General features: G+C 74.0%; 32 protein-coding genes and 1 pseudogene. 11 read left to right on the plus strand and 22 right to left on the minus strand.

Going from position 1 to position 25499, the window contains the following annotated elements:
* Positions 1-27: 27 nt before the first annotated feature.
* On the plus strand, positions 28-483 hold the full coding sequence (locus AB0F52_RS24465) for a group II truncated hemoglobin (RefSeq protein WP_360175243.1): 456 nt from the start codon (positions 28-30) through the stop codon (positions 481-483).
* A gap of 160 nt (positions 484-643) precedes the next feature.
* Positions 644-1219, plus strand: a complete 576-nt coding sequence (locus tag AB0F52_RS24470) for a TIGR03086 family metal-binding protein (RefSeq protein WP_360175246.1) — start codon at positions 644-646, stop codon at positions 1217-1219.
* Here the strand turns inward: AB0F52_RS24470 and AB0F52_RS24475 are convergent.
* Entirely contained in the window at positions 1182-2075 is an 894-nt protein-coding gene (locus AB0F52_RS24475) for an NAD-dependent protein deacetylase (protein WP_360175249.1), read from the minus strand. The genes AB0F52_RS24470 and AB0F52_RS24475 overlap by 38 nt on opposite strands.
* Complete coding sequence (locus AB0F52_RS24480) at positions 2000-2377, minus strand: hypothetical protein (protein ID WP_360175252.1); 378 nt, start codon at positions 2375-2377, stop codon at positions 2000-2002. Before AB0F52_RS24480 ends, AB0F52_RS24475 begins: the two co-directional genes overlap by 76 nt.
* Positions 2378-2512: 135 nt before the next feature.
* On the opposite strand from AB0F52_RS24480, the gene AB0F52_RS24485 reads away from it, so the two are divergent.
* Positions 2513-2806: a hypothetical protein gene (locus AB0F52_RS24485; protein WP_360175255.1), complete on the plus strand. Its 294-nt coding sequence runs from the start codon at positions 2513-2515 to the stop codon at positions 2804-2806.
* Positions 2807-2848: 42 nt separating this feature from the next.
* Here AB0F52_RS24485 and AB0F52_RS24490 read toward each other — a convergent pair whose 3' ends face one another.
* From AB0F52_RS24490 to AB0F52_RS24505, 4 genes are all read right to left on the minus strand, one after another.
* On the minus strand, positions 2849-3766 hold the full coding sequence (locus AB0F52_RS24490) for a DUF3800 domain-containing protein (RefSeq protein ID WP_360175258.1): 918 nt from the start codon (positions 3764-3766) through the stop codon (positions 2849-2851).
* A 107-nt stretch (positions 3767-3873) separates the two neighbouring features.
* On the minus strand, positions 3874-4299 hold the full coding sequence (locus tag AB0F52_RS24495; RefSeq protein WP_360175261.1) for a Rieske 2Fe-2S domain-containing protein: 426 nt from the start codon (positions 4297-4299) through the stop codon (positions 3874-3876).
* A 25-nt stretch (positions 4300-4324) separates the two neighbouring features.
* Complete coding sequence (locus tag AB0F52_RS24500) at positions 4325-4876, minus strand: DUF6529 family protein (protein WP_360175264.1); 552 nt, start codon at positions 4874-4876, stop codon at positions 4325-4327.
* Entirely contained in the window at positions 4876-5547 is a 672-nt protein-coding gene (locus AB0F52_RS24505; RefSeq protein ID WP_360175267.1) for a hypothetical protein, read from the minus strand. Before AB0F52_RS24505 ends, AB0F52_RS24500 begins: the two co-directional genes overlap by 1 nt.
* Positions 5548-5680: 133 nt before the next feature.
* Here AB0F52_RS24505 and AB0F52_RS24510 point away from each other — a divergent pair, with 133 nt between their 5' ends.
* Positions 5681-6703, plus strand: coding sequence for an alpha/beta hydrolase-fold protein (locus AB0F52_RS24510; RefSeq protein ID WP_360175270.1), 1023 nt, complete (start codon positions 5681-5683; stop codon positions 6701-6703).
* Positions 6703-7569, plus strand: a complete 867-nt coding sequence (locus AB0F52_RS24515; protein ID WP_360175273.1) for an alpha/beta fold hydrolase — start codon at positions 6703-6705, stop codon at positions 7567-7569. Before AB0F52_RS24510 ends, AB0F52_RS24515 begins: the two co-directional genes overlap by 1 nt.
* Here the strand turns inward: AB0F52_RS24515 and AB0F52_RS24520 are convergent.
* Positions 7527-7868 (minus strand): DoxX family protein, encoded by a 342-nt coding sequence (locus AB0F52_RS24520; protein WP_360175276.1) that lies wholly within the window; start codon positions 7866-7868, stop codon positions 7527-7529. The genes AB0F52_RS24515 and AB0F52_RS24520 overlap by 43 nt on opposite strands.
* Before the next feature lie 97 nt (positions 7869-7965).
* Positions 7966-8523, minus strand: coding sequence for a TetR/AcrR family transcriptional regulator (locus tag AB0F52_RS24525; protein ID WP_360175279.1), 558 nt, complete (start codon positions 8521-8523; stop codon positions 7966-7968).
* Positions 8524-8591: 68 nt separating this feature from the next.
* Between AB0F52_RS24525 and AB0F52_RS24530 the strand changes: the two genes are divergently transcribed.
* Both AB0F52_RS24530 and AB0F52_RS24535 read left to right on the plus strand, forming a co-directional pair.
* On the plus strand, positions 8592-9554 hold the full coding sequence (locus AB0F52_RS24530) for an alpha/beta hydrolase (RefSeq protein ID WP_360175282.1): 963 nt from the start codon (positions 8592-8594) through the stop codon (positions 9552-9554).
* On the plus strand, positions 9551-10450 hold the full coding sequence (locus AB0F52_RS24535; protein WP_360175285.1) for a class I SAM-dependent methyltransferase: 900 nt from the start codon (positions 9551-9553) through the stop codon (positions 10448-10450). Before AB0F52_RS24530 ends, AB0F52_RS24535 begins: the two co-directional genes overlap by 4 nt.
* 49 nt (positions 10451-10499) lie before the next feature.
* On the opposite strand, the gene AB0F52_RS24540 is transcribed toward AB0F52_RS24535, so the two are convergent.
* From AB0F52_RS24540 to AB0F52_RS24555, 4 genes are all read right to left on the minus strand, one after another.
* Positions 10500-10919, minus strand: a complete 420-nt coding sequence (locus AB0F52_RS24540; RefSeq protein ID WP_360175288.1) for a DUF6292 family protein — start codon at positions 10917-10919, stop codon at positions 10500-10502.
* Positions 10920-11195: 276 nt separating this feature from the next.
* Positions 11196-12116, minus strand: a complete 921-nt coding sequence (ligD, locus tag AB0F52_RS24545) for a non-homologous end-joining DNA ligase (protein ID WP_360175291.1) — start codon at positions 12114-12116, stop codon at positions 11196-11198.
* 9 nt (positions 12117-12125) lie between these two features.
* Positions 12126-12872 carry a GAF and ANTAR domain-containing protein gene (locus tag AB0F52_RS24550; protein ID WP_360175294.1) on the minus strand — a complete coding sequence of 249 codons (747 nt, stop codon included), beginning with the start codon at positions 12870-12872 and terminating at the stop codon, positions 12126-12128.
* Between the two features lie 91 nt (positions 12873-12963).
* Positions 12964-13800, minus strand: a complete 837-nt coding sequence (locus AB0F52_RS24555; RefSeq protein ID WP_360175297.1) for a glycoside hydrolase family 5 protein — start codon at positions 13798-13800, stop codon at positions 12964-12966.
* Positions 13801-13871: 71 nt separating this feature from the next.
* On the opposite strand from AB0F52_RS24555, the gene AB0F52_RS24560 reads away from it, so the two are divergent.
* A complete protein-coding gene (locus tag AB0F52_RS24560; RefSeq protein ID WP_360175300.1) occupies positions 13872-14609 on the plus strand; it encodes a GAF and ANTAR domain-containing protein in 738 nt (245 codons plus the stop codon).
* Positions 14610-14613: 4 nt separating this feature from the next.
* Positions 14614-16068 (plus strand): PP2C family protein-serine/threonine phosphatase, encoded by a 1455-nt coding sequence (locus AB0F52_RS24565; protein WP_360175303.1) that lies wholly within the window; start codon positions 14614-14616, stop codon positions 16066-16068.
* Between the two features lie 125 nt (positions 16069-16193).
* Here AB0F52_RS24565 and AB0F52_RS24570 read toward each other — a convergent pair whose 3' ends face one another.
* From AB0F52_RS24570 to AB0F52_RS24580, 3 genes are all read right to left on the minus strand, one after another.
* A complete protein-coding gene (locus AB0F52_RS24570; protein ID WP_103338892.1) occupies positions 16194-16589 on the minus strand; it encodes an STAS domain-containing protein in 396 nt (131 codons plus the stop codon).
* Positions 16590-16707: 118 nt separating this feature from the next.
* The gene (locus AB0F52_RS24575) at positions 16708-17484 is read right to left on the minus strand and encodes an ANTAR domain-containing protein (protein ID WP_360175306.1); all 777 of its coding nucleotides are present in this window, start codon (positions 17482-17484) and stop codon (positions 16708-16710) included.
* Positions 17485-17626: 142 nt separating this feature from the next.
* On the minus strand, positions 17627-19249 hold the full coding sequence (locus AB0F52_RS24580; protein ID WP_360175309.1) for a RecQ family ATP-dependent DNA helicase: 1623 nt from the start codon (positions 19247-19249) through the stop codon (positions 17627-17629).
* A 124-nt stretch (positions 19250-19373) separates the two neighbouring features.
* On the opposite strand from AB0F52_RS24580, the gene AB0F52_RS24585 reads away from it, so the two are divergent.
* The gene (locus tag AB0F52_RS24585) at positions 19374-20315 is read left to right on the plus strand and encodes a PfkB family carbohydrate kinase (protein WP_360175312.1); all 942 of its coding nucleotides are present in this window, start codon (positions 19374-19376) and stop codon (positions 20313-20315) included.
* 3 nt (positions 20316-20318) lie between these two features.
* On the opposite strand, the gene ligD (AB0F52_RS24590) is transcribed toward AB0F52_RS24585, so the two are convergent.
* From ligD (AB0F52_RS24590) to AB0F52_RS24610, 5 genes are read right to left on the minus strand one after another with little or no spacing between them, the layout of a single operon-like run.
* On the minus strand, positions 20319-21896 hold the full coding sequence (gene ligD, locus AB0F52_RS24590; RefSeq protein WP_360175315.1) for a non-homologous end-joining DNA ligase: 1578 nt from the start codon (positions 21894-21896) through the stop codon (positions 20319-20321).
* 17 nt (positions 21897-21913) lie between these two features.
* Positions 21914-22048, minus strand: a complete 135-nt coding sequence (locus AB0F52_RS24595; RefSeq protein WP_255410548.1) for a hypothetical protein — start codon at positions 22046-22048, stop codon at positions 21914-21916.
* 2 nt (positions 22049-22050) lie between these two features.
* Positions 22051-22605: a hemerythrin domain-containing protein gene (locus tag AB0F52_RS24600; protein ID WP_360175319.1), complete on the minus strand. Its 555-nt coding sequence runs from the start codon at positions 22603-22605 to the stop codon at positions 22051-22053.
* 59 nt (positions 22606-22664) lie between these two features.
* Positions 22665-22841, minus strand: coding sequence for a hypothetical protein (locus AB0F52_RS24605; RefSeq protein ID WP_360175322.1), 177 nt, complete (start codon positions 22839-22841; stop codon positions 22665-22667).
* Complete coding sequence (locus tag AB0F52_RS24610) at positions 22841-23029, minus strand: hypothetical protein (RefSeq protein ID WP_360175325.1); 189 nt, start codon at positions 23027-23029, stop codon at positions 22841-22843. Before AB0F52_RS24610 ends, AB0F52_RS24605 begins: the two co-directional genes overlap by 1 nt.
* A 176-nt stretch (positions 23030-23205) precedes the next feature.
* Between AB0F52_RS24610 and AB0F52_RS24615 the strand changes: the two genes are divergently transcribed.
* Positions 23206-24000, plus strand: coding sequence for a class I SAM-dependent methyltransferase (locus AB0F52_RS24615; protein WP_360175328.1), 795 nt, complete (start codon positions 23206-23208; stop codon positions 23998-24000).
* Here AB0F52_RS24615 and AB0F52_RS24620 read toward each other — a convergent pair.
* Both AB0F52_RS24620 and AB0F52_RS24625 read right to left on the minus strand, forming a co-directional pair.
* Positions 23984-24349, minus strand: coding sequence for a hypothetical protein (locus tag AB0F52_RS24620; RefSeq protein WP_360175331.1), 366 nt, complete (start codon positions 24347-24349; stop codon positions 23984-23986). The genes AB0F52_RS24615 and AB0F52_RS24620 overlap by 17 nt on opposite strands.
* A gap of 8 nt (positions 24350-24357) precedes the next feature.
* Positions 24358-25499, minus strand: a pseudogene (locus AB0F52_RS24625) (hypothetical protein); the annotation flags it as partial.

Consider the following 25499-nt stretch of genomic DNA (forward strand, 5'->3'; position numbering starts at 1 on the left):
GGCGGCCCGGCGTGCCAAGCTCGGCGGATGCGCCCGACGCTGTACGAATTCGCCGGCGGCGACCCCGCGTTCCGCGCGCTGGCCGCCGCCCACCACGAGCGCTGCCTGGCCGACCCGGAGCTGAACCACCCGTTCTCGAAGCTCGATCAGCACCCGCAGCACGTCGACCGGCTGGCCTGGTACTGGGCCGAGGTCATGGGCGGGCCGCCGCGGTTCTCCGCGGAGTGCAGCGACCACTCGGCGATGCTCCGGATGCACGCCGGCAACGGCGACATGAGCGACCTCGGGCGCCGGTTCGTGGCCTGCTTCGTGCAGGCCGCCGACGACGCCGGCCTGCCCGCCGATCCGGAGTTCCGCGCCGCCCTGCGGTGCTACATGGAGTGGGCGGTGGCCGAGGTCCTGACCTACCCGGGCCCGCCCGGCGAGGTGCCCGCCGGGCTGGCGGTGCCGCGCTGGTCCTGGAACGGGTTGCAGCCGGTGTAACGACCGGGGCGGCCACCGCGTCTTGCAGGCGACGACCGGCTGTGGAGGTCCGTCGCCAGAGCCGGTCCGGGCAGGTTCCCCCCACCCGCCCGGACCGGCTCGTTCACCACGTCCGATATCCGCGAGCGCCGCCGCCGCGGGCCGGGCCACACTGGCCGCCATGCTCCTCGACCGCTTCCTCCTCGCCTCCCGGGGCTTCGAGCACCACCTCCGCAGCGTCCCGCCGGACGGCTGGGCCGCGCCGACGCCGTGCGCCGAATGGGACGTGCGGGCGCTGGTCAACCACATGACCCGCGGCAACCTCAACTACGTCGGCCTCCTCCGCGGAGCGACCCGGGAGGAGTTCCTGGCCCTGCGGGACGCCGACGCGCTCGGCGACGACCCCGTCGCCGCGTTCACCGGCTCGGTCCGGGCCTGCGCCGCCGCGTTCGCCGAGGAAGGCGCGCTGGAGCGCGTCGTCGACTACCCCCTCGGCAAGCTCACCGGACGGCGGGCACTGGCCGTGCGCACGACGGACAGCACCGTGCACACCTGGGACCTCGCCCGCGCCCTCGGCGCCGACGAGACCCTCGACCCGGGCCTGGTCGCCTGGATCGACGAGGATTACGAGGCCATTTTCGCCGGTCTGGCCCTGGGCCCGCGGTTCTTCGCCGAGCCGCCGCCCGCGGCGCCCGGCGCGTCCCGCCAGGACCGGCTGCTCACGCGGTTCGGCCGCGATCCTCGCCCAGCCGGCTGACCAGCTCGGTCAGCGCGGGCCCGAGCGGCCGGTCGACCCGCACCGACGCGTAGCGGTCACCGCGGGTTTCGCCGCGGTTGACGATCACGACCGGCTTGCCCGCGTTCGCCGCGTGGCGGACGAACCGGAGCCCGGACATCACGGTCAGGGACGAGCCCAGCACCAGCAGCGCCGCGGCCTCGTCGACCAGCCGGTAGCACTGCTCGACCCGCGGCCGCGGCACGTTTTCGCCGAAGAACACCACGTCCGGCTTCAGGACACCCGCGCAGGCCGCGCACGGGACCGGCCGGAAGCCGCGCACGACGTCGGCGGGCAGCTCGACGTCGCCGTCCGGGTTGATCCGGGTGGCCGCGCCGGTGAAGCCGGGGTTGGCCGCCCGCAGCCGCCGGTCGAGCTCCGCGCGCGGGCTGGTGCGACGGCAGTCCAGGCAGATGACGCGGTCCAGGCTGCCGTGCAGCTCGACGGCGTCGGCGGTGCCGGCCGCCTGGTGCAGGCCGTCGACGTTCTGGGTGATGACGCCCGAGACGTAGCCGCCGTCGCGCAGGGTGGTGACGGCGCGGTGGCCGTCGTTGGGGTCGGCGCGGGCGATCGTGCGCCAGCCGAGGTGGCTGCGCGCCCAGTACCGCTGCCGGCCTTCGGCGCTGGTCACGAACTCGTCGTAGGTCATCGGCGTGTGCCGGCGCAGGCTGCCGCTTTCGCCGCGGTAGTCGGGGATCCCGGATTCGGTGGACAGCCCGGCACCGCTGAGCACGGCGACGCGCCCGCGCGCGACGACGGCAGTCAGCTCGTCGAGGCTGGACGTCCGCGGCAGCGGCGCGTCCGCCGAAGTCCAGGAGAGGGTGGGCCGGGTCCGCACCAGGCCAGCGTACGGGGGCCGGGAAGGATCTTCTCGAACCAGTGATCGGCGTAGTGCTCGTCGGTGAACGGCGCGACCTCCCGGTAGCCGGCCGCGCGGTAGAGCGCGATCGCCTCGGCGAGCACGCGGTTCGTCTCCGGCCGCACGGTGCGGACGCCGGCTCCGAGGCCGCGCGCCGACGGCGCCACCCACATCGGCTTGATCTCGGCGGGCGCGCCACCGGGCCGCTTCAGCGCGAGGCGGAACGTCGACGGCGGCGCAGCCGCACGTGCAGGGAGGAACAACCGGGTGTCCGCCGGCATCGCGGTGGCTTGCGCAGCGGGTGGGTCGCCGTATCCTCGGAAGGGACCGAGGCCGTGCCGGTGGGTCGTGGAGGGGTTGCTGTGCCTGAGCCTGTTCTGGTGTCCGTGGCCGCAGCTGCCGCGGGGAGGGTCGTCGTGGGGTTGTACGACCTGATCAAGACCAAGTTCGCCGGTGATCCCGCGGCGTCGGCCGTGCTGGCGGCCGCGGAAGGGACGGCGCAGGATTCACCGCAGGTCCGGGAGCTGGCCGAAGTCCTGGAAGCGGAGCAGGCGGCGGATCCGGCGTTCGGTGAACGGCTGCGCGCCGAGTGGGAACGGGCGGCGGACGGGCAGCGGGCCGAGTCCGGCGGCGTGGCCAACCGGATCTCCGGCAGCGTCGGCGGGAACGTCCTGCAAGCACGCGACATCGAGGGCGACATCACCTTCTGAGGCAGGCGCTGCTCTCTGCCCGCCGTCGAAACCGGCCGGCGCTCACCCGACAGGCCCGTCCCAGACGGAGTCCGCGTCCGCAAAAGACTTCAGCAGCGTGATCAGCCCGGGATCGCCGCGGCCGTTCAGCTGGTCGGAGGCGATGCGGCGGGCGACTCCTGCGAGGAAGTCGGCGATCTGGACCCGGGCGTCGGAGCGGGAGTCGACGAAGCGCACGTCCGCCAACCGAGGGCCGAGGGTGGCCTTGAGCTGCAGCACTCGCTCGGCGGTGAGGGCCAGCTGCTCGTCGTGGATCACGGCGACCGGGGTGTCGCCGGTGCTCCAGTGCCGGACCGTGTGGATCACCGCGGGCACCAGCGGATCCAGCACCGGCACCAGGCCCGGGTCGCTCGCCAGCCGGGTCCGGTAGGCGGCCACGCGCTCGCCGCCACCGCGGAACCGGCCGACGATCTCGCCGGCTTCGCCCGGGACGGCGGCGAGTTCGTCCACCAGCGCGAAGAACTCCGGCGGCGACGTCGTCACGCCGCGGCGGGGCTTCAACCGCAGCACGCTGGTGAACGCGGTCAAGGCGAACTCCCAGCGGGCGGCGCCGAAGGCCGCCGGACCCGTGCGGTGGAGGGTGCGGGCCATCGCTTCCGTGCCGTCCTCGGCCAGCAGGTCGACCGCGGCCCGCACGGCGAAGAACGTCTTGTCGGTCAGGTGCACGTGCCCGCGGCCGGCGAGCGGGCCGTCCGGGGCGAGCAGCCATTCGAGCACCGCGCGGTGCTTGGCGCGGAGCAGGTGGTTCGCCTTGTACTCCTCGGCGGGTGAGCCGATGCGGGCCCGGATCTCGCGGACGCAGGCGGCCGCCTCCTCCGGCGTCAGCCGCACGCCGGCGTGGGCGAAGACGTCCGTCTCGCCGCCGAGGAGGTTCTCGCCCTCGGAGCCCGACTCGTCGCAGGCGATCTCGACCGGGCGCACCGGCCCGATCATGCCAGACCGGGCCCGGCCCCGGCGACCGGATTCACCGGCCCGGAGCCCCGCCGTGGAGTCTGCTGTGGACGATCGGGCCCGGCCGTCGCGCAGGCCTACGCTTGAGCCAGCGTGATCTTGCCGTTCGCCACCGTGATCGGCTTCTTCTCCAAGGGCTTCGACGCCGGGCCGTTCGCCACCGCACCGTCGGCGATGGTGAACTTGCTGCCGTGGCACGGGCAGTTGATGGTGCCGTCGGCGACGGTGTCGACCGTGCACCCCTGGTGGGTGCAGATCGCCGAGAAGGCCGCGAAAGTCCCCGCCGCCGGCTGCGTCACCACCACCCCCTTGTCCGCGAACACCTTGCCGCCGCCGACCGGCACGTCCGCGGACGCGCCGAGTTCGGTGCCGGCGGGCGCCGGGGCGGCCGACGTCCCGCTCGGACTGCCGCCGTAGGTGCTGCAGCCGGCCGCCAGCCCGGCGCCGAAGACCGCGAGTGCCGTCCGGCGCCCCAGCACCAGGTCCGTTTCGTCGTCGCGCACTTTTCGTCCTCCGAGAGCCATACCGCTAGAAGGTCAAGCCGGACCGGGTGAAGAACCACAGCGAGGCGCTCAGCCAGAGCCCGACCAGCGCGGTGAAGGCCAAGCCGCCCACCAGCGGGAGCGACCAGCCGGGCGCGCCGTCCTTGCGCAGCAGGAGCATCTTCGCGACGAACACACCGTAGAAGAAGCACCCCAGCAGGGAGTGCAGGAGGACGCGGGTGTCGAACGCCTGGAACCCGAGCGCGTAGAGGCAGTGCATCGCCACCGGGATCGACACGAGGAAGGCCAGCCGTCCCGACCACCGGTGGATCGGCGCGATCCACGCGGGAGCGGCACCGCCGAGCTTGCCGTACATCGCCAGTGCCGAGCCGAGCTGGACGAGGGCGAGCACGACGACGACCGTGGCGAGCCACGCCTTCACCGCCTGCGGACCGGAGAAACCGGCCACGTTCACCGCGACCCCGGTCGGCGTGTGCAGGCTGCCGTAGACGCCGAGCGCCACCGAGACGACGGCGCCGGCCACCAGCGGCACCACGAGCGCGACCGCGGCGCGGTGGCCCGCTGCCGGGGCGGTCATCAGAAGTCACCGTTCCCGGCCAGGCCGCTGATCGCCTCGGCGGTCACCGGGACGCCGTCGACGGTGGCGGTGGCCGCGGCCGGATCGAGCGGCGGAGCGGCCGCCGGGCCTTCCTCCGTCTCGAGGATGCCGACCTGGCTGCCGTCGGGCTGCACGATCCAGCCGACCTTCGCCGCCTTGCCCTTCACCTTCGGCGCCGCCCGGTAGAGGCCCGCGGGTTTCTTCGCCGCCGGCACGGTGAACCGGTACGTCTTGCCCGCCGCCGTCACGGTGCCGGTGGCCGAAGTGACGTCGAAGCTGCCCGTCAGGGCGGCGTCCGGGGCGCCCTTGAGGTCCAGCTTGCCCCCGGCGGTCACGCCCTGGAGCCAGGCTTCGAGCTTCTTGCCGTCGCAGACGTAGGCGATGGCGTGGCCGTCGCGCGCCGACACCGCGATCGACGCGCCGCCGCCGGTCACCTTCCCGGCGTAGTCCGCCCGCGCGGGCACTGCGGGTTTCGGCGGCTCGGACGTCGTCGCGGGCGGTGCGGTCGTCGTGGTGCTCGCGGCGCCCACCGCGCTCGCGGCTCCGGCGACCGACGGCGCGCCGGTCCCGGCCGCCAGGTCGGCGATGCTGATCCCGACGGCGAGCACCGCACCGGCGAGCAGCGTGCACAACGGCCCCGGATGTTTCATGGTCTTCCCCGCTTCTCCCGGTCCACCACCGTGTCCGCCACACGGACTTCGGGCCGAAACGGCTCAACGCTACGCGCCGAAAAGAGGTATTGCTTAGCCCGTGCAACCGGGTGGCCCGTGGTTGACTGGCCGCATGCTCCCCTGGGACGGCGAACTCGCCGGCCGGCTCGACCGGCACACCGTGACTTCCGAGCTGCTGCGCGGCAATCCGCTCGGCGACCCGCACGATCGGCCGCTGTGGGTGTACGTCCCGCCCGGCTACGACGACGGCGACGAGCGCTATCCGGCGGTCTACGTCATCCAGGGCTACACCGGGCACCTGGCCATGTGGGCCAACCGGACCCCGTTCCGGCAGCCGTTCGTGGAGACGGCCGACGCCGTCTTCGCCGCCGGTGCGCCGGGGTGCCTCGTGGTGTACGTCGACGCGTGGACCGCTTACGGCGGCTCGCAGTTCGTCGATTCGCCGGGGACCGGCCGCTACCACTCCTACCTGTGCGACGAGATCGTGCCGTGGGTCGACGAGCACTACCGGACCCTCCCCGGCCGAGAGTCCCGCGCGATCACGGGCAAGTCGTCGGGCGGGTTCGGCGCGATGATCACGCCGATGCTGCGGCCGGAGCTGTTCGGCGCGCTGGCGACGCACGCGGGCGACACGCTGTACGAGCTGTCCTACGTCCCCGACTTCGGCAAGGCGGTCCGCGCGCTGCGCGGGTACGACCAGGACATCCAGGCGTGGTGGGCGGACTTCCGGAGCCGCCCGGCGTTCACCAAGCCCGAAGACGAGAGCCTGCTCATGGTGCTGGGCATCTCGGCGTGCTTCTCGGCCCGGGACGACGGGACGCCGGAGCTGCCGTTCGACCCGCTGACCGGTGCACTGCGGCCGGAACAGTGGCAGCGCTGGCTGGACTGGGACCCGGTCCGGATGGTGGCGGGCCACGCGGAGGCGGTCCGCTCGCTGCGCGCGGTGTGGATCGACGCGGGCACGAGCGACGAGTACTTCCTCGACATCGGCGCGGAGGCGTTCCGGGCGGAGGTGGCCCGGGCGGGCCTGCCGGACGACCGCGTCCACTTCGAGCTGTTCGACGCCGGCCACGGCGGGATCGACTACCGGTACCCGCTTTCGCTGGCCTGGCTGGCGGATCGGCTGGCCCGCTGATGGTCACCGAGGCCGATCTGGCCCTCCCCGGCGGACGCACCCTGCACGTCTACGACACCGGCGGCCCGGCGCGGCTCACCGTCTTCTGGCACCACGGGACCCCCAACACCGGGGCGCCGCCCGGGCCGCTGCTGCCGCTGGCCGCGGAGCTCGGGGTCCGGTTCGTGTCCTTCGACCGGCCGGGCTACCGCACTTCGACGCCGGTGCCCGGGCGGACCGTCGGGAACGCCGCCGAGTGCGTCGCCGCCGTGGCCGATGCGCTCGGGATCGGTGAGTTCGCCTTGATGGGGCACTCCGGCGGCAGCTCGCACGCTCTCGCCTGTGCCGCCCTGCTGCCGGAGCGGGTCCTCGGCGTGGCGAGCATGGCCGCCGTCGCGCCGTTCGATGCCGGCGGGCTCGACTGGTTCGGGGGCATGGCCGCCGCGAGTGCCGGCTCGCTGCGGGCCGCCACCGAAGGACGGGCCGCCAAGGAAAAGCACGAAGCGGCCGCCGAGTTCGATCCGGCTGTCTTCACCGAAGCCGACCTGGCCGTGCTCGGCGGGTCGTGGTCGTGGCTGGACGAGGTCGTCCGCGCGGCGCTCGCGGACGGGCCCGGCGGGCTGATCGACGACGACCTCGCCTACGTCACGCCGTGGGGCGGCGACCCCGCGTGGATCACCGCGCCCGTCCTCCTCCTGCACGGCGAGCAGGACCGGATGATCCCCGCCGCGCACAGCGCGTGGCTCGCCGGGCGGTGCCCCGACGCCGAGTACCGGCCCGTGCCCGGCGAGGGCCACTTGTCCGTGCTGCGCCACGCCGCCGACGCGCTCACCTGGCTCGCCGATCAGGGCAGCAGGGCCAGCGAAGCGACCACCGGCGCGAGGTAGAGCACCGGGAACGCCAGGTGCGTGTACGCCCGCGCCCGGGCCACGGTGACCAGCGCGCCGCTGAAGTACAGCACCAGGCTGATCGCCGCCGCGATGCCGACCGGCGGCCAGAAGAGCCCGGCGAGCAGCCCCGCCGCGCCGGCCGCCTTGGCCGTGCCGAGCAGGTTCCACCACGACCGGGGCACGCCGTACTCGGTGATCGGCTCGACGACCCACTTGGCGCGGGTGAACATCGAGACGGCCGAGAAGCCGACCCAGGCCGCGGCGGCGATGGTGACGATCAGGTGAGCGGTGTGCATCGGAACTCCTCGGGGTTCGCGAGCCCCGGGGTCGGGGTCCGTCACCCCCACGACTCCGCGGTCCGGGCCGATGTGACAGCCCCGCACGTGACGCCCGTCACCGCTGCCCGAAGTGCGCCACGACCATTTCGGCCAGCGCCGTGACGTCGGCGTCGACCATCGGCTCGCCGGTCATGCCCATCCGGTGCAGCAGCGCGCCGACCACGACGTCGACGAAGAACAGCACCCGGCTCTCCGGTTCGCCGAGGGCGTCCTGGAGCGCGAGCCGGTACGGGTCCTGCAGCCGCGAGGACAGGACCGCGCGCAGCGCCGGATCGCTGACGGCGTCGCTGAACACGCCGGCGAACGCGTCGCCCACTCCGGGTTCGCCGATCTTCGCCGCCGCCCAGCGGATGGCCGCGGTCAGGGTTTCCGCCCGGCTCCCCCCGGCCAGCGGCGCCGGGCCGAAGGCGTCCAGGAGGCAGTCCACGATCAGCTCGCCCTTGGACGGCCAGCGCCGGTAGATCGTCGTCTTCGCCACGCCGGCCGCCGCGGCGATGCGCTCGACCGTGGCCCGCGCGTAGCCGAGCTCCTCGACCGTGCTCAGCGTCGCGGCGAACACCGCGTCGTGGACGCCGGCGCGGGGCCGGCCCGGCGGCCGGGCGGAGGAAGCCATGGCGGGAGCCTACCGGTTTTCGCTACCGTGGGTTTCGATACCTCAGGTTTCGAAACTAGGGAGTGATCGTGACCGGACAGCCGATCGTGCAGCGCCCGCCGGAGCCGGACTGGCCGGCGATGAGCACCGAAGAACTGCTCTCCTACCGCGCGGCGGAGAACCGCTTCCGGGCGTCCGCCGCGGCGCGGGCGGTCACCGGGGAACCGGACCCGGACGCCGTGATCGAGTGGCGGGAACTGGCGTTGCCCGGCCGCGACCTGCCGGTCCGGGTGTACCGGCCGGCCGCGGGCGACGGTGTCGCGCTGCCGCTCGTGGTCCACGTCCACGGCGGCGGGTTCGTGGGCACGGCGGTGCAGAGCGACTGGGTGAACAGCCGGCTCGCCGCCCGGTTGCCCGCGGTCGTCGTCTCGGTCGAACACCGGCTCGTCGCCCCGGACCACCCGCTCCCGGACGCCGTCGACGACGGCTGGGACGTGCTCCGGCACCTGGTGCGGGACGCCGGGGCGTGGGGCGTCGACCCGGCACGGGCCGCCGTCTTCGGCGAAAGCTGCGGCGGCCTGATCAGCGCGCTGGCCGCGATCCGGGCCCGGGAGGCGGGGCTGCCCCTGCGGGCCCAGGTGCTGGTCAACCCGGCGGTCGACGCGACCGAAGGGCTGTTCGACCACCCGTCGGTCACCGAGTACGCCCACACGCCGACCCTCGGCGTGCCGGTGCTGCGCCTGTTCCGGCGGCTCGCGGTCCCCGCGGGCACCGACGCCCGCGCGGTTTCCCCGCTGCACGCCGACGACCTGGGCGGATTGGCCCCGGCGCTGGTGGTGGTGCCGACGCACGACCCGGTGGCCGATCACGGCCGCCGCTACGCCGGGCGCCTCGAGGCGGCGGGGACTCCGGTCCGGCTGTCCGAGTACGCCGGTGCGGGGCACGCGTTCCTCAGCATGCCCGGCCTGGTATCACAGGCCCGGCATGCCGAGGCCGCGGCGGCGGAGATCCTCGGCTTCCTCAGGACCTCGTTCGCGGCGGACCGGGCATGAGCGCGGCGCCGAGGAACGACGAGGACCGGATCGACGGCGAGGCTCTCGGCGGCGTGGCGGCCACCTGCCTGTGGACGCTGCGCAACCGCGCCGAGGAGTCGCGGCACCCCGGCTCGGCCTTCGCCGACCCGCTGGCCGAACGCCTCCACCGCCGCATCTCCTACGACTACGCGCGGTTCGGCAAGCCGGACCAGATCCACCCGCTGCGCGCGGTCGCCCTGGACTTCGCCATCCGCGCCTACCTGGACCGGTATCCCGCCGCCACGGTGGTCGCCCTCGGCGAGGGCCTGCAGACCACCTACTGGCGCCTGGGGCGGCCCGCCGTCGACTGGCTTTCGGTGGACCTGCCGCCGGTGATCGACCTGCGCCGGCGCCTGCTGCCGCCGGAGCCGCGGATGACCGCGATCGCCGCCTCGGCCCTGGACCGCGACTGGCTGGACGTCCCCGATCCGGCGCGGGGCGTGTTCATCTCGGCCGAAGGCCTGTTCATGTACCTCGACCGCGACGAGGTGTTCGCCTTGATCGCCGACTGCGCCGCGCGGTTTCCCGGCGGGCAGCTGTTCTTCGACTCGATCCCGCCGTGGCTCAGCAAGCGGACGCTGAAGGGCGGGCCGCGGGGGCGCCCCCCGTTTTCCACGCTACCGGCCGGCACCGACAATTCCGGCCTGCGCCTGTCGGCCCGCTACACCGTCCCGCCGATGCCGTTCGGCCTGACCGTCTCCGAAGCGGCGCGCCTGCCCGGCCGGATTCCCGGGGTCGCCGGCGTCGAAGACGTGCAGCCGCCGCCCGGCCGGAAGGCCTGGCGGCCGGGCACCTTGCGGAAGCTGGCGAACCTGCCCGGCCTGCGCGACCTGCGCCCGTCGATCAGCTTGGTGAGCTTCGCCGGCCCGCGGTGACCGTGGTGCCGTGCCGGGGAGCCGGCACGGCACCGTCCACTGTGGAGATTCAGCGGGCCGGAAACAGCGGCAGCAGCTCCTGGTGGCGGCCGGCGCGGCGCAGCACCGGCGAGCCCGGCCGGTCCGGTTCGCGGACGCCGGCCCGCAGCGCGGCCAGGAAGCGCACGACCTCGCGCGGCGGCGGCAGGATGTCCTCGCCGCCGAGGTAGGACAGCACGATCATCTCCTCCCCGCACGCCGCCTCGACGGCGGCCGCCCAGCCGTGCACCTCGTCCCAGAGCAGCGCCACGTCGCGCTCGGGGTACCGGCGCAGCCGCCAGTCCACCGCCAGGTACGCCGACACCGGGACGTCGACGTCCACGGTGCAGGATTCCAGGCCGAAGCCGAGCGCGCGCGCCACCTCGCCGAGATACGCGCGCAGCCCACGCTGGAACCAGAATTCGAGATCGGCGTCGATCAGGCCGGACACCCGTTTCCTTTCGTCACGTTCGACAAGACCGGCAACGGCCGCCACATCATTGTCTTTCGCCACCGCGACGGCTGTCGCGCTTCGTGCGTAGCACCGTACCGACTTCGCGGACTTCGGCGCACCGCCGAACATCCGCACTTGCGGGTTGTGCAGCGACACGCCCGTCTGCACGTGCAGCAATCCATTATGGACGATCAAATCCCCAGGTGAAGACGTTTTCCGGCAATTCTTCGGAAACACACCCGCGCCGGCGGTACTAATGGTGGTTGCCGAAGTTCAGCCGAACGCAGGAATCGGGACGCGGATGCGTTCCAGATCGGCGAACAGATCTCCGAAGTCCTCGACGCGCGCCAGGACATCGCCCGCGGTGAACCTCAGGTGCGTCACGTGCCGGCAGGCGCGGACCTCGTCCCACGTGACCGGAGCCGACACCGTCGGCTCGTCGCGCCCGCGCAGCGAGTACGGCGCCACGGTGGTCTTGACCGGGTTGTTCTGGCTCCAGTCGATGAAGACCTTGCCCGGGCGCAGGTTCTTCGTCATCCGCGCCACGACGAGATCCGGCGTCTCGGCGGCGAGCCGCTCGGCCAGCGCCTTGGCGTACTGCGACGGCTCCCCGCCGTCCGTCGTCACGACGCCGGCGTACAGCTGCATGCCCTTGGAGCCGCTGGTCTTCGCCACCGGGGTGAACCCGTCCTCGACGAGGACGTCGTAGAGCCGTTCGGCGACCCGGCAGCAGTCGACGACCGTCGCGCCGGGCCCCGGGTCGAGGTCGAACACCAGCCGGTCCGGGGTGCCGCGCTCGTCGCCGGGCCCGACGGTCCACTGGTGGACGTGCAGTTCGAGGGCGGCGAGGTTGGCCGCCCACACGAGCTCGGGCAGGTCGTTGATCAGCGGGTAGGCGATGATCTCGGGATCCTTGCCACGGCCGCCGACGCTCAGCCGCGCGGTGCGGACCCAGTCCGGGGCGTGCCGGGAGACGTCCTTCTCGAAGAACGAGGCGCCGGTGACGCCCTCGGGGAACCGCACGAACGTCATCGCCCGGTCGCGCACGTGCGGCAGCAGCACCGGCGCGATCCGCGTGTAGTAGTCGAGCACCTCGCCCTTGGTGAAGCCGGGCCGCGGGTAGAGCACCTTCTCGAGGTTCGAGAGCGTCAGCTGCCGCTCCCCGACCCGGACCGTGATCCTGCTCCCCGCCACGGCCCCACGCTACCTCGGCAGAACGTGCCCGGAGATCACCCGCGCGACGAACCGCTCCGCGACCTCGCGCAGCTTGACGTTCTCCCGCTGCGACTGCTCCACCAGAAGGGCGAAGGCGTCGTCGGCGTCGACCTGGCGGATCGCCATCAGCATGCCCTTGGCCTGGTCGATGACCGCGCGGGAGGTCAGCGCCGTCCGGAGGTGCTCGGCGGTCTCCCGCGCCTTCAGGTACCGGTGGTACACGCGGAGGATCGCCGCCACCGCGGCCGTGTAGAGCTCCAGCAGCTGGGCTTCGACCTCTTCGAAGCCGTCGTCCTGCCGCCCGTAGCAGTTGATCGCGCCGGAGAACCGCTCATCGGCCACCAGGGGCGCGGCGAGGAAGCTCCCGAACCCCGCCTCCCGGGCCCCGCCGGCGAAACGCGGCCAGCGCTCGACCGCGTCGGACACCGTCGTGCGGACGATCTTGCCGCCGCGGACCGCCTCCAGGCAGGGACCGTCGCCGATCCGGTACTGCTCGCCGTCGAGGTCGTCCACGACCGCGCTCGTGGCGGTCGCCGTGTGCGGCACCTCGCCGGTCACCAAGGTGACCGAGGCCTCGTGGACGCCGGGGACGGCGTGGCGCACCTGCAGGCAGATGTGCTGCAGCAGGATCCGGAAGTCGTCCTCCTCCCGCAGCACGGCGGTGAGGGCTGCCAGCGCCCCGGTGACCTCGTCGAACAGCGGCGAGACGGGTGCGGTGGGGTCCGGCCGTTCCATGTGAGCTCCTCCCGCTCGGGCGCGAGTGCCTTCGGGTACCCACTCGGCCGTCGTTCCATGTCCGCCGGCGTGCGGGTGTGGTCCGGACCGCTCAGCAGCCATCCGGCCGACGCGCGACCGCGGCCTCCTGGTCGCCGAGAAGCGCCCGCCGCAACGGCTCGCGCCACCCGGCACGCTCCAGATCGAAGGCACCGAATTCCCCGATGAACACGGGAAGCCGGTGCTCTCGTCCCCAGGACGCGACCTTGGCCAGATCGCCGCGCACGGCGTCCTCGTCGGCGGCGCCGCCCCAGGTGCGGCCGAGCCAGCGGCCGGCCCCGGGTACCCAGCCGGCGCCTTGGTGGGTGAACTCGAACGGCGCGTAGTAGTGGATCGTGGCGATCAGGTTGCCGTCGGCGGGCACGGCGAGCGCGGGGAGCGCGTCGAGGCTGTTCATCCCGGCGGGCCCGATGATCACGGTACGCCCGGGGTCGGCCGCCCGGACGACGGCGAGGGCCTCGGCCAGCACGGCGTTCCACCGGGCCGCCGTGAGCTGACCGCGGGGTTCGTTGAGCAGTTCGAAACAGAGCTGCCCCGGATGGCCGGCGTAGCGGGCGGCGATCTGCCGCCACAGCGCGAGGAAGCGGGGCCGCTGCTCGTCCGGCGCGGCACAGAGCTCGTGGTAGTGGTGGACGTTCACCACCACCTGCAGACCGCGGTCGAGCGCCGCCGCCACGCCGGCGTCGACGCGCCGGGCGAACGCCGGATCGATCGCGTACGGCGGCCCGGCCTCGGCGTGCGCCGACCACCGGACCGGCAGGCGGACGGTGGCGAAGCCGGCCTCGGCCACCTCGTCGAAGTACCGCCCGTCGAGCGGCAGCTCCGGGCCGTCGCCCAGCGCGTCGAGCGCGTTGCCGAAGTTGATGCCCCGCCCCAGCCACCGGTTCACCGGGCCAAGCTACCGCGCCCCGGATCCGCCGGACGGGTTTACGAGTGACCCCGGATTGGTAATCAGCGGCCATGTCGTCGGAACAGGCCTCGCCGGGCGAGCTTCCGCTGGACGGTGAGCTGGCCGCGGTCGCCGCCCGGATGTCCGGGTTGCTGCTGTCGCGGGAGACCGTGGAGTCGGTGCTGGAGCTGATCGTTTCGCTGGCCGGGACGACGATCCCCGCCGCGGCGGGCGTGGGGGTCACCCTCGTCGACGCCGGCGGCGGCTTCGTCACGACGAGCGCTTCGGGCCCGCTGGTGCGCGAGGCCGACACCCTGCAGTACGAGCTGGGCGAAGGGCCCTGCCTGGCCGCGCTGGCCGGGCGCGCCCCGCAGCGGATCGACGACGTCACCACGGAACGGCGCTGGACCCGGTGGTGCGCCGCGGTCGCCGGCTCGGGGCTGCGGTCGGTCGTCACCGCCCCGATGGTCACCGACGGCGACTGCCACGGCGCCATCAAGATCTACGCGACGGCCCCCGGCGCCTTCGGGCCCGTCGACGAGGGCGCGCTGGTGACCTTCGCCGACCGCGCCGCGGTCCTCGTCGCCAACGCCCGCGCCCACGAACGCGCCGGCCGGTTCAGCGAGCGGTTCAAGGACACCCTGCGCGACCGGGACCTCGTCGCCATGGCGAAGGGCTTCCTCATGGGCCGGGACGGGCTCGGCGAGGAGGCGGCGTTCGACCGCCTCCTCTCGCTGGCCCGCGCCGGCGGCACCAGCCCGGCCGAAGCCGCCGCCCACCTGGTCGGCCCCGCGCCGCGGGAAGCGTGAGCGCATGCGTTTCCTGCCCGAGGAGGAACAGCGGCGGCTGATCGCCGCGTGCTTCGCCCGGAGCGACCTGACGCTCGAACAGCTGTGGATGCGGTACTTCGCGCTCGGCGGCAGCCTGAGCCTGCTGGAACTGGACGCCTACCTCAACGCGCTGGTCACGCTCCCCCGCGTCGACCGCGACATGGTCGCCCACGCCGTCAACGAACGGCTGGACGAAGTGACCGGGCCGGCCCGCGCGCCCTACAGCCACTCGCTCCAGGACGCGAAGCCGTTGCACGGCCCCCTGAAGGCACTCGTCGACCTGCTCGACGGCGCGCACCGCGCACCGCCCGAGCGGCTCCCGGCGGTGGTCGCCGAGGCGGGCCGCGCGCTCGACCTGACGATCGGCGTCTACCTGGCCGACTACGACCAGCGCACGCTCGTGCCGCTGCGGCCCGGCGCCGCGGAACTCGACATCGACACCACCGTCGCCGGGGACGTCTACCGCCGGGCCGCGACCCTGACCCGCGACGGTACCTTGTGGACAGTGCTGCTCGACGGCGTCGAACGGCTCGGGGTGCTCGAAATCGTCCCGTCCGGCGACGCCGACCCGGACGACCCGGCGCTGCGGGAGCAGTGCCGGTGGCTGTCCGCGCTGCTCGGGCACCTCGTCACCATCACGACCCAGTACGGCGACGGGCTGGACCGCCGTCGCCGCCACCGTCGCCGCGGCTCCCCCGCCGAGCTGCTGTGGCAGAGCCTGCCGCCGCTCACCGGCGCCACCGAAAGCGTCGTCGTGGGCGTGAGCGTCCAGCCGGCGTACGACCTGTGCGGCACCGTGTTCGACTACGCACTTTCGGAGGAGCGCGCGCAGCTGGCGATGTTCGACGCCGGCGCGCGCACCGCCAGCGCGAACACCGCCGTCGTGTCCGCCCTCGCCGCCCACCGCGCCGCCCGCCACGGCGGCGCCTCCCTCGGCGAGCAGTTCGCCGCGGTCGCCGCCGAGCTGGAAAGCATTCAGGACGCGCCGGCCGTGCACGGCGTGCTCGCCGAGCTGGACCTGGCCACCGGCGTCCTGCGTGTGCTCGGAGCCGGGCAGGCCCCCCTGGTCGTCCGCCGCGGCGAGGCGCTCCCGCTCACCGGGCCGGCCGCCCCGCGGTTCTCCCCGGCCGGCGGACCGCCCCCGGTCACGGAGCTCCGGCTCGAACCGGGCGACCTGCTGGCGCTGTGCTCGCGCGGCGTCGCCGAAACCGTGAATGGTGCCGGGCAGCCGTTCGGCCGGGCCCGGATCGCCGGGCACCTCGGCCGGGACGCCGCCGAACTGCCCCCGGAGATCGCCCGCCGCCTCACCCGGGCCGTCCTCACCCACGGCGGCGGCGAGTTCCGGCAGGACGCGGGCGTGCTGGTCGCCCGCTGGACAGCCCGCCGACAGTGGCCGGTGGGCGAGCTCGGGTGCGGCACGGGCTCACTCGCCCGCTGAGCCGCTCAGCGCCTGCTCAGCCGATCGCCCGCCGGCCGCCCGGTGATCCGAAACAGGCGCGCCGGCGTCCGGCTGTTCGCCACCACTCCGAAGCGCCGGCCCGCCGCACCGGTCCGCTCAGCCGCTCAGCAGGCGGGCTCGTGCACCTCGGCCGCCAGCAGCTCCCGCAGCGCGTCCGACAACGACGCGAACATCGGCACCACCGCGGCCAGCCCGGTGATCCGGAACAGCCGCGCCAACGTCCGGCTGTTCGCCACCACCCCGAACCGCCGGCCCGCCGCACCCGCCCGTTCAGCTGCCGCGGCCAGGGCCCGCGCGCCGGCCAGGCCGACGAAGGCCACCTGCGTGAGGTCCACCACCGTCGTTCCCGGTGGAGCCGATCCCAGCTCGCGCTCGAGGATCGGCAGGGTCAGCGCGTCGATTTCGCCGGTGAGGGTGAGCACCAGGAAACCGGGGCGGTACTCCGTCCGGCGCGCGGTGAGGGGCGCGGACCGGGTGGGGACCGGAAAGGTGGGGGACACGGGTTCGGTTGGCCTTCCGCGCCGGCCCGGGGCCGGCGACGCAGTGACGTATCAGGACGGTGACGTGATCAAGGACGGGATCTTGATACCCAAACACCCGTTCGGGAAACGCTCTCCTTCACGGCGAGACACTCGTGAAAGCCGACCAGAGCCGTTCCGCCGCCTCACGGGACGGGGCGCCGGGGCGGATCTCCCGGAGGCCGTCGGGCGAAGCGGGCAGCCGGCCCCCGAGGTGCTCGACGAGAGCGACGGCGAGCTCGCGGACCTTGACGTTGAACTCCTGGCTGGCGCGGCGCAGCGTCTGCCAGGCCTCTTCCGGCGAGCACCGCCGGACGGCCATGATCGCGCCCTTCGCCTGCTCGATGGCGGCGCGGGAAGCCAGCAGGTCCAGCATCTGGTCGGGGTCGCCCGCGGTGGCGGTCTCGGCGACCACCAGCGTCATCTCGGTGAGTTTCGCGTAGCGCCTCAGGACGTCCAGGGTTTCCGCGCCCGGTCGCCGGTCGAGCGTGACCGACAGCACGAAGGCCCCGTCTTCGTCCCAGTACCCGGGCAGCGCGACGGCGCCGCGGATGGCCGCGACCGCCGAGCCGCCGTCGAAAACGGTTTCGCGGGTCAGCTCCGGCCAGCGCTCGTCGCCGAAGAGGCGGTCCGTGACGACCGGCTCGCCGGTGGCGTGCGCGACGGGGGCCGGGCCGCCGTGCGCCAGCTGGGCGGGCAGCACCTGCTCGCCGACCCCCACGGCGGCCAGCACCCGCAGCGGCCGCTCGCCGCGGCTGACGGTCAAGCCCGCGCCGAGCCAGCCGGGCAGCTCCCCGGCGATGCGCTCGAGCAGCGCCTGCAGCAGTTCGGCCAGGGGTCTCCAGCGATCCGCCGCGTTCACGAGAGTCTCGGTCACCGCACCTCCTCCGGTCTGGGTTCCCTTGATTTACCGCACGGCGCGGCCGTCCGCCTCCGACGCGGCCGGAGTTTGTGGGACCGGCCACGCGGAAAGGCGAACCAGCAGGGCCGTCCGGGGGAACCTGATCACCCGGCTGCGTTCAGCAGCGGTCCAGGAGTTCCTGTTCCCGCACCACCGGCAGCGAGAGTGTCCGGTAGCCGACGTCGTCGAAGAGGACGGTGAGCTTGTCGTCCTCGACGGTCATCACGACGCCACGGCCCCACTCGGCGTGCCGGACGACGTTCTCCGCGCGGAACTCCCCCGCGGGCGGGCGGTCTTCGGCCGCGGCACCCGCTTCACAGGTGTCACAGTGACCGCACGGCTTCGCGAGTTCCTCGCCGAAGTACCCGAGCAGGTACCGGCGGCGGCAGCCGGTGGTCTCCGCGTAGGCGCGCATCATCTCCACCCGCGAGCGGACGAGCTCGGCCGCCCGCTCCGCCGCTTCGAGCGCCCGCCCGATGACGGCAGCGGTGTCCGCCCGGCCGGCGGTGAGTGTGCACCGGCCGTCCGGCCCGGTGACCACGTCGCCGCAGCGTTCGAGCAGGCCGAGGGCGCGGGTCCGCCGCGCGGCCGGGCCGGGGACGGCCTCGGCGAGCTGCCGGCGGCCCAGTGGTCCCGGTTGCAGCGCTTCGACGACCGCCCGCAGCTCGGCCTCCGGCGGCGCGGACCGGGTGAGGAACCGTTGCCGCGCCAGGTCTTCCGGCCGGTAGCAGAGCAGGACCTCCGCCGGTTCGCCGTCCCGGCCGGCGCGGCCGATCTGCTGGTAGTACGTGTCGACCGAGTCCGGGACGGACGCGTGCACGACGAACCGCACGTCGGGTTTGTCGATGCCCATGCCGAACGCCGAGGTCGCCACCACGACGTCGGTCTCCCCCGCGGCGAACCGCTCGTGCACCGCGTCGCGGTCGGCGGCCTTCATCCCGGCGTGGTAGGCGAAGGCACGGACGCCGCGGCCGGACAGGGCCGCGGCGTACTCCTCGGTCTCCCGGCGGCTCGCGGTGTAGAGCAGGCCGCTGCCGGGCATCGCCGCCACCCGGTCCACCACCGCCGCGCGCTTCGCGGCGTCGTCGGTGAACCGCGCGACCGCCAGGTGCAGGTTCGGCCGGTCGAAGCTCGCGATCACCCGCACCGGCTCCCGCAAGCCGAGTGCCGCGACGATGTCGTCCCGCACCGGCGCGGCCGCGGTGGCGGTGAGGGCGACGACCGGTGGCCGCCCGAGCCGCTCGACCACCGGGGCCAGGCGCAGGTAGTCGGGCCGGAAGTCGTGGCCCCACGCCGAAACGCAGTGGGCCTCGTCGACGACGAACAGCGACACCGCCGCCGCGGCCAGCCCGGCCACGACCTCGTCCTTCGCCAGCTGTTCCGGCGACAGGAAGACGTACTCCGCCGTGCCGCCCCGGATCGCGTCCCACACGCGGTCCCGCTCGGCCGCCGACTGCCGCGAGTCGAGGGCCACGGCGTCCGGCACGGCCGCGGCGTCAAGGCCCTCGATCTGGTCCCGCTGCAGCGCCAGCAGCGGCGAGACGATCACCGCCGGCCCGGGCAGCACCAGCGCCGGCACCTGGTAGATCGCCGATTTCCCCGCGCCGGTGGGCAACACCACCAGCACGTCCCGCCCCTCGCTCGCCGCGCTCATCGCCTCGGCCTGCTCGGCGGACAGCTCGGCCCAGCCGAAGCGGTCCGCGGCCAGCCGGCGCAGCTCGGCCACCTTCCCGTCGCTCATGGCGGCAGGGCTACCCGGGACGGCGCCCGCCAACCACCGACCCGAACGAGCGGTTTACCCGGCGGCGCGGCCGGGGTAGCCGATCGGTGATCCGAGGAGGCGCCATGACCCACCGGTGGTCCCGATGATGTTCAGCGAAGTCGTCGTCGCCGGGCAGATCGCCCGCGACCTGGTGATCGAAGTCCCCGACGCGCCCGATGCGGACTCGTCGGCGCCCGTGAAGCACCGGCAGGAGCTGCTCGGCGGGAAGGGCGCGAACCAGGCCGTGGCGCTGGGCCAGCTCGGGATGTCGGTGTCGCTGGTCGGCGTCGTCGGCCGCGACCGCACCGGGGACGCGCTGCTCGCCCAGGCCCGGGCCGACCGGATCGGCACCTCGCACGTGATCCGCCGGGCGGGCACCGAGACGGCCCTGCTCGTCGACGTCGTCGAGGACCACGGCCGGCGCCGCTACCTCGAGCACATCCCGGAGGGGACGCTGCTCACCGAGAACGACGTCTTCGCCGCGTCCGCCCCCATCTCGGCCGCCGCCTCCCTCATCGTGCAGCTGCAGCAGCCCGCACCGGTGGCCCTGCTGGCGGCCCGGCTGGCGCACACGGCGGGCACCCGGGTCGTGCTCGACGGGGCGCCGGAGTCCGACACACTGACGGCCGACCTGCTCGCCCTCGCCGACGTCGTGCGCGCCGACGGTCACGAAGCCGAGCTCCTCACCGGGCAGCCGGTGGCCGACGTCGCCGCGGCCGCGCGGGCCGCCGCCGACCTCCGGCGGCGGGGGCCGTCACTGGTGGTGCTCGAAGTCTCCGGCCAGGGCAACCTGTTCGCCGGGCCGGAGGGCACCTGGTTCGTGCCGGACGTCGAGACCGAGGTCGTCGATCCGACCGGCGCCGGTGACGCGCTCGTCGCCACCCTGACCGCGGCGCTGACCCGCCGCCGTCCGCTGGAGACGGCGGCGAGCTTGGCCGTCGCGGCCGCCGCGGCGACGACCGGGCACGCGGGTGGGCGGCCACACCTGTCCCGCGCGGAACTCGACCGGCTGCAGCCGCGGGCGCTGGAAACCGTCCGGGCCTGAGGCCTACAGGCCCGGCAGCTTCTGTTCGAGGCCGAGCAGCACCGAGAACGGGTCGCCGTGCTCGGCCAGGCGGCCCGGGACGTCCCGGATCGTCCACCGATCCGGTGCGAGCCGCGGGTCGTCCAGCTCGTCCCACTCCAGCGGCACGGAAACCGGCGCGCCGGGCCGCGGACGGACGCTGTAGGGCGCGACGAGCGTCTTGTTCAGCACGTTCTGCGTGTAGTCGAGCCGGGCGCGGCCGCGGCGCTTGTCCTTCGTCCAGGCCCAGCTGACCAGGTCGGGCAGCACGCGCCCGATCGTCCGGGACACCGTCTCCGCCCAGGTGCGGGTCTGCTCGAACGTGCAGTGCGGGGCGATCGGCACCCACACCTGGACGCCGCGCTGCCCGGTCACCTTGGGCCGGCCGGTGAGGCCCAGGTGCTCGAGCGCGGTGCGGTGCAGCCGCGCCAGCTCCAGGACCTCTTCGAACGTCGTCTCCGGGCCCGGGTCGATGTCGAACAGCACCCACGTCGGGTGGTCGACGTCGGCGGCGCGGGAGGTCCAGGCGTGCAGCTCCAGCGCGCCGTAGTTCGCCAGCCAGGCCAGCGTCGCGACGCTGTCGGCGACGACGTACCGCTGGCTCTCCCCCGGCTCGGCGCGCTCGTTGCGCCAGGTGGTCAGCCAGTCGGGCGCGTGCCGCGGGACCTCCTTCTGCCAGAAGCCCGCCTCGGTGACACCTTGGGGGAACCGGTGGGTGTTGAGCGGGCGGCCGGCCAGGTACGGCAGCATGACCGGGCCGACGGTGGCGTAGTACCGGATGAGGTCCCGTTTGGTGACGGGCTCGCCGCCTCCGACCGCGGGGAAGAGCACCTTGTCCAGGTTGGTCAGGGCCAGCTCGCGGCCCGCCACCGACCACCGGCCCTTCACGCCCAAGGCGTCGAGGGCGGCCAGTTCGTCTTCGGTGGGGGCCTGCCAGCCGCCGACGGATTCCTCCGCCTCCGTGGCCGGGCGGTCGCCGTGCCACAGCGCGTCGGGAGCGGCCGCGACCTCGTCGTTGGTGCGGCCGCTCTTCACCGAGCGCGGGTGGTCTTCGGCGTCCCAGCCGGCCTGCGCGTGCTCGTCCTGCTTGTGGAGGAGGAACCACTGGTCCTTCTCGCCGCGGCTGGTGCGGACGAGGACGAACCGCCCGGCCAGCTTCTCGCCCTCGAGGTCGAAGTGCAGCGTCCCGGCCTCGATCGCGCGGGCCGCGTCGGGTTCGACCGGCCGCCAGACGCCGCGGTCCCAGACGATGACGTCCCCGCCGCCGTACTCGCCGCGCGGGATGACGCCCTCGAACCCGGCGTACTCGATCGGGTGGTCCTCGACGTGCACGGCCAGCCGGCGGGCCTTCGGGTCCAGCGTCGGGCCCTTCGGCACCGCCCAGCTGACCAGCACGCCGCCGAGTTCCAGGCGGAAGTCGTAGTGCAGCCGGCGAGCGCGATGCCGCTGCACCACGAACCGGTGGCCGTCCGGACCGGCGGCCCCGCCGGCCGGCTCCGCGGTCCGGTCGAAGTCCCGCATCTCCTGGTAGCGCCGCAGTTTGCGGGCCGGGTCTGCTGCCATGCCCGGGGAGTACCCACTCAGTCCGGCGACGACCAGGGCGGGTTCTTCTTCGCCAGCTCCTCGTATTCGGCGACCTCCTGCGGGGTCGGGTCGGTGCCGGCTTCCTCGGCGAATTCCTCCGGATCGGTGACGTCGTCGCCGGGCTCGGTCATGGTCAGCCTCCCAGTGCGCCGCGGATGAGGTCGCGCGCCCGGTCCATGATCGCCGCGGGCGCGCCCAGCAGCAGGTTCGCCTTCGCGCTTTCGACGCCGGGGTGCGGCCGGGTCGGCCCGACCGCTTCGGCCACCCTGGCGGTCGCGGCCATCGCCCGCAGCCGCTCGGGCGGGCGGTGGGCCCGCAGCAGCGGGAACTCGTCGCGCTCTTCGTGCTCGGCGTGCGCGAGGACGTCCTCGCGCAGCTGGACGAGCAGGGTGTCGAAGCCGTCGGCTTCCGGGCCCATCTTCTGCAGGGTGGTCAGCAGTTCCTTGGCCCGGTGCTCCTCGCCCAGCCGCGCCTCGACGACGGGTTTCGCCGCGGGCTCGAGGTCGCGGATCTCGGGGTGCACGACCAGTTCCTCGGCGGTCTCGTGCACGGCGAGCAGCCGCACGAGGTCGTGGAACAGGTCCCGTCGCCGGTCGCCTTCCGCGGTCTCCAGCGCGGCGAACAGCTCGCGGATTTCCCGGTGCTGGCGCTGCAGGAACTCGATGACGTCCTCGTCGTGTTCCGCCATGAACGGCCTCCTCCTTGCTCGATGCTCGGTCGGAAGCGGCGTTCCCCGTCCCGGACGGGTTACTCGTCGCCAGGGGCGACTGTGAGCCACAGCGCGCCGGCGACGGCCACGACGAGCCCGGCGACGGTCCACCAGGACCACCAGCCGAAGAAGGCGACGACGAGCCCGACGGCGAGCAGCACGCTCCCGCCGACGGAGGCGGTGTCCGGGTTCCCGGCCCGGGCGGTGAAGGCCATCAGCCCACCTGCCCGTCGACCGCGGCCACGACGAGCGCGGCGCACCGCGCCACGGTCACGCCTCTTTCCTGGGCCATCGAAACGAGGGCGGCCTGCGCGGCCGGACGGCTGAGTCCTTGCGCGGCAAGGACTTCCAGCGCCAGGCCGACGACATCACGGGCGGGCGGGGCGGCGGTGCGCACGGGCATCGAAGACCTCCGGCTGATTCGGCGGCGGAAAGAATGCGACCGGGTACCCCGCCACACCGGGTTTCACACCCCTTCACCGATCCGGGTGAGGCGGAGCGGGTTCAACTCCCGGCGAGCCACACCCGTGGTCTCCGGGGTACCGGCCGTCCACGCCCCCGACTACCTACGCTGAAGACGTGACCGACGCGTGGGAATGGGACCCGTCCCTCTATTCGGGCAGCGCGCCGTACTACGCGCGGGGCCGCGCGGCGTATCCCGCGGAGCTCGCCACGGCCTTCGCCACCGAGCTCGGGCTGGACGGATCGGGACGGCTGCTCGACGTCGGCTGCGGACCCGGGTCGCTGACGCTGCCGCTGGCCGGGGCGTTCGAGGAAGCGGTCGGGCTCGACGCCGACGGGGACATGCTCGCCGAAGCGGCCCGGCTGGCGGCGGCCGCCGGGATCGGGAACTGCCGGTGGGTGCACCGGCGCGCGGAAGAACTGCCCGCGGGGCTCGGCTCGTTCCGGGTGGTCACCTTCGCGCAGTCGTTCCACTGGTTCGACCGGCCCCGCGTCGCCGCCGCGGTGCGCGGAATGCTCGTGCCGGACGGGGTCTGCGCCCACGTGCACGCGTCGACGCACGAGAGCGTGCACCCCGCGATCGCGGAGCTGGTGCGCGAGTACCTCGGCCCGGTGCGGCGTGCGGGACGCGGATCGCTGCCGGACGGCACGCCCGGCGGCGAGGCGGCGGTCTACCGCGCGGCCGGGTTCCACGGCCCGCGGCGGTTCGAGGTGCCGGGACGGGTCGTCACCCGGACGGTCGACGAGGTCGTCGCCGGGGTGTTCTCGCTGTCCAGTTCGGCACCGCACCTGTTCGGCGAACGGCGGGCCGGGTTCGAGGCGGACCTGCGGCGGCGGCTGGCCCCGGCGGAGACGTTCACCGTGCGGCTGCGCGAGGTCGCCGTCGACCTGTGGTTCACCAGGGGTTGTTGAAGTCCTCTTCCTCTTCGACGGCGGTGCGGGGCCGCCGGGCGGCCCGCGGCTCGTCCCGCACGGGCCGCGGCGCCGGTTCGAACCCACCGGGGCCCGGATACGCCTCCGCGTCGAAGGCGGAGGCCGGTTCGGCGTGCGACCGGTCGGTGCTCCAGCCGGACTTGGTCTTGCGCTGGGCCATCTCGCGGACGTGCTGGACGTACCGCTCCGCCGCCTGGACCTGCTTGGTCATGTACTCGTGGGACCGGGCCTTGATCTCCTCGCCCTGCTGTTCGCGCAGGGCACGGCGATCGGCCTGTTCGCGGACGAGGCCGTCGAGCTCGGCCCGCATCCCGGCGATGTCGGTCATGTGTCCTCCTACCTGGTCCGCGGCTCTTCGTCGTCCAGGGAACCGATGATCCGCCGCCCGGGCTCACCGAGGTTGTCGAAGACGGCGCCGTCGATCCGGTACGCGGACGCGCGGCGCTCGGTGTCGCCACCGCCACCGCCCTGGCCACCGCCCATGGCCCCCATGCCGGGCATCCCGGACATCGACGAGCCGGCCGACCCGGGTGAGCCCGGCGCACCGGACGCCGCCGCGAAGGCGGCCGCGGGCTGCGGCTGGGCGGCGCCGGCGCCGGTGTGGGCACCGCCGGAGACGGGGGTGTCCCCGAGCCCGGCGGCGGCCGGGTCGAAGCCTGCGCCCGAGACGCCGGCGTGCGCGCCTCCGCCGATCCCGGCCACCGAGGGGCCGGGGTGTGCACCGCCACCGCCACCGCCGGAGTGCGCGCCGCCGGGCGAACTGTCGCCGGCGCCGTGGTGCGAGTCGCCGGTGGCACCGGGCGAACCATGCCCGCCGCCATGCGAACTGTCGCCGGTGCCGTGCGAACCGTCACCGGCGCCGTGGTCCGAGCCGCCGTGGTGCGAGTCGCCGCCGGGCGCGCCGGTGTCGTTCGGCGCGAGGTCCTCGAGGGTGCCTCGGTGGGTGGGCAGGTCGTCGAGCTGCTTCTCGGGCGTGTGGCCGAGGCCGAGGGCCCGGTCCGGCTTGTCGTCCTCGCCCAACGTGTACGTCGTCGGGGTGCCCTTGCCGTCGTCGACGGTCACCGTCGTCGGACCGTCCGGCCCGTCGGGGCGCTCGGCGGTGATCTCGAGGCCGCCGTCCTTGATGTGGATCTTGCCGTCGGGGCCGGGGCGGTAGGTGTCCGCGTCCGTCCCTTGTGGACCGTCGGTGGGCTTGCCGTCGCCGGCCCAGTCGAGCTTGAAGTCCTTCGGTTCGCCGGGACCGTCGCCGACCTTGATGTCCATCTTGCCGTCGTGGTCCGGCTCGGTCATCTCGAAGGTCTTGTCGCCCTGCTTGACCTTGAGGACATCCCGATCGTCGTCGCCGAGCAGGCCGTCGGGCTTGCCGTCGGGATTGCCACCGGGATCCGTCTCGATGCCCGGGCCGCCGAACTCCTTCAGCGCATCCGCGGCCTTCTTCTTCGCGTCCTCCGCGGCCTGTTCGGCCGCGGCCTTGCCGT

Source organism: Amycolatopsis sp. NPDC024027, assembly GCF_040638975.1.
Lineage (GTDB): Bacteria > Actinomycetota > Actinomycetes > Mycobacteriales > Pseudonocardiaceae > Amycolatopsis.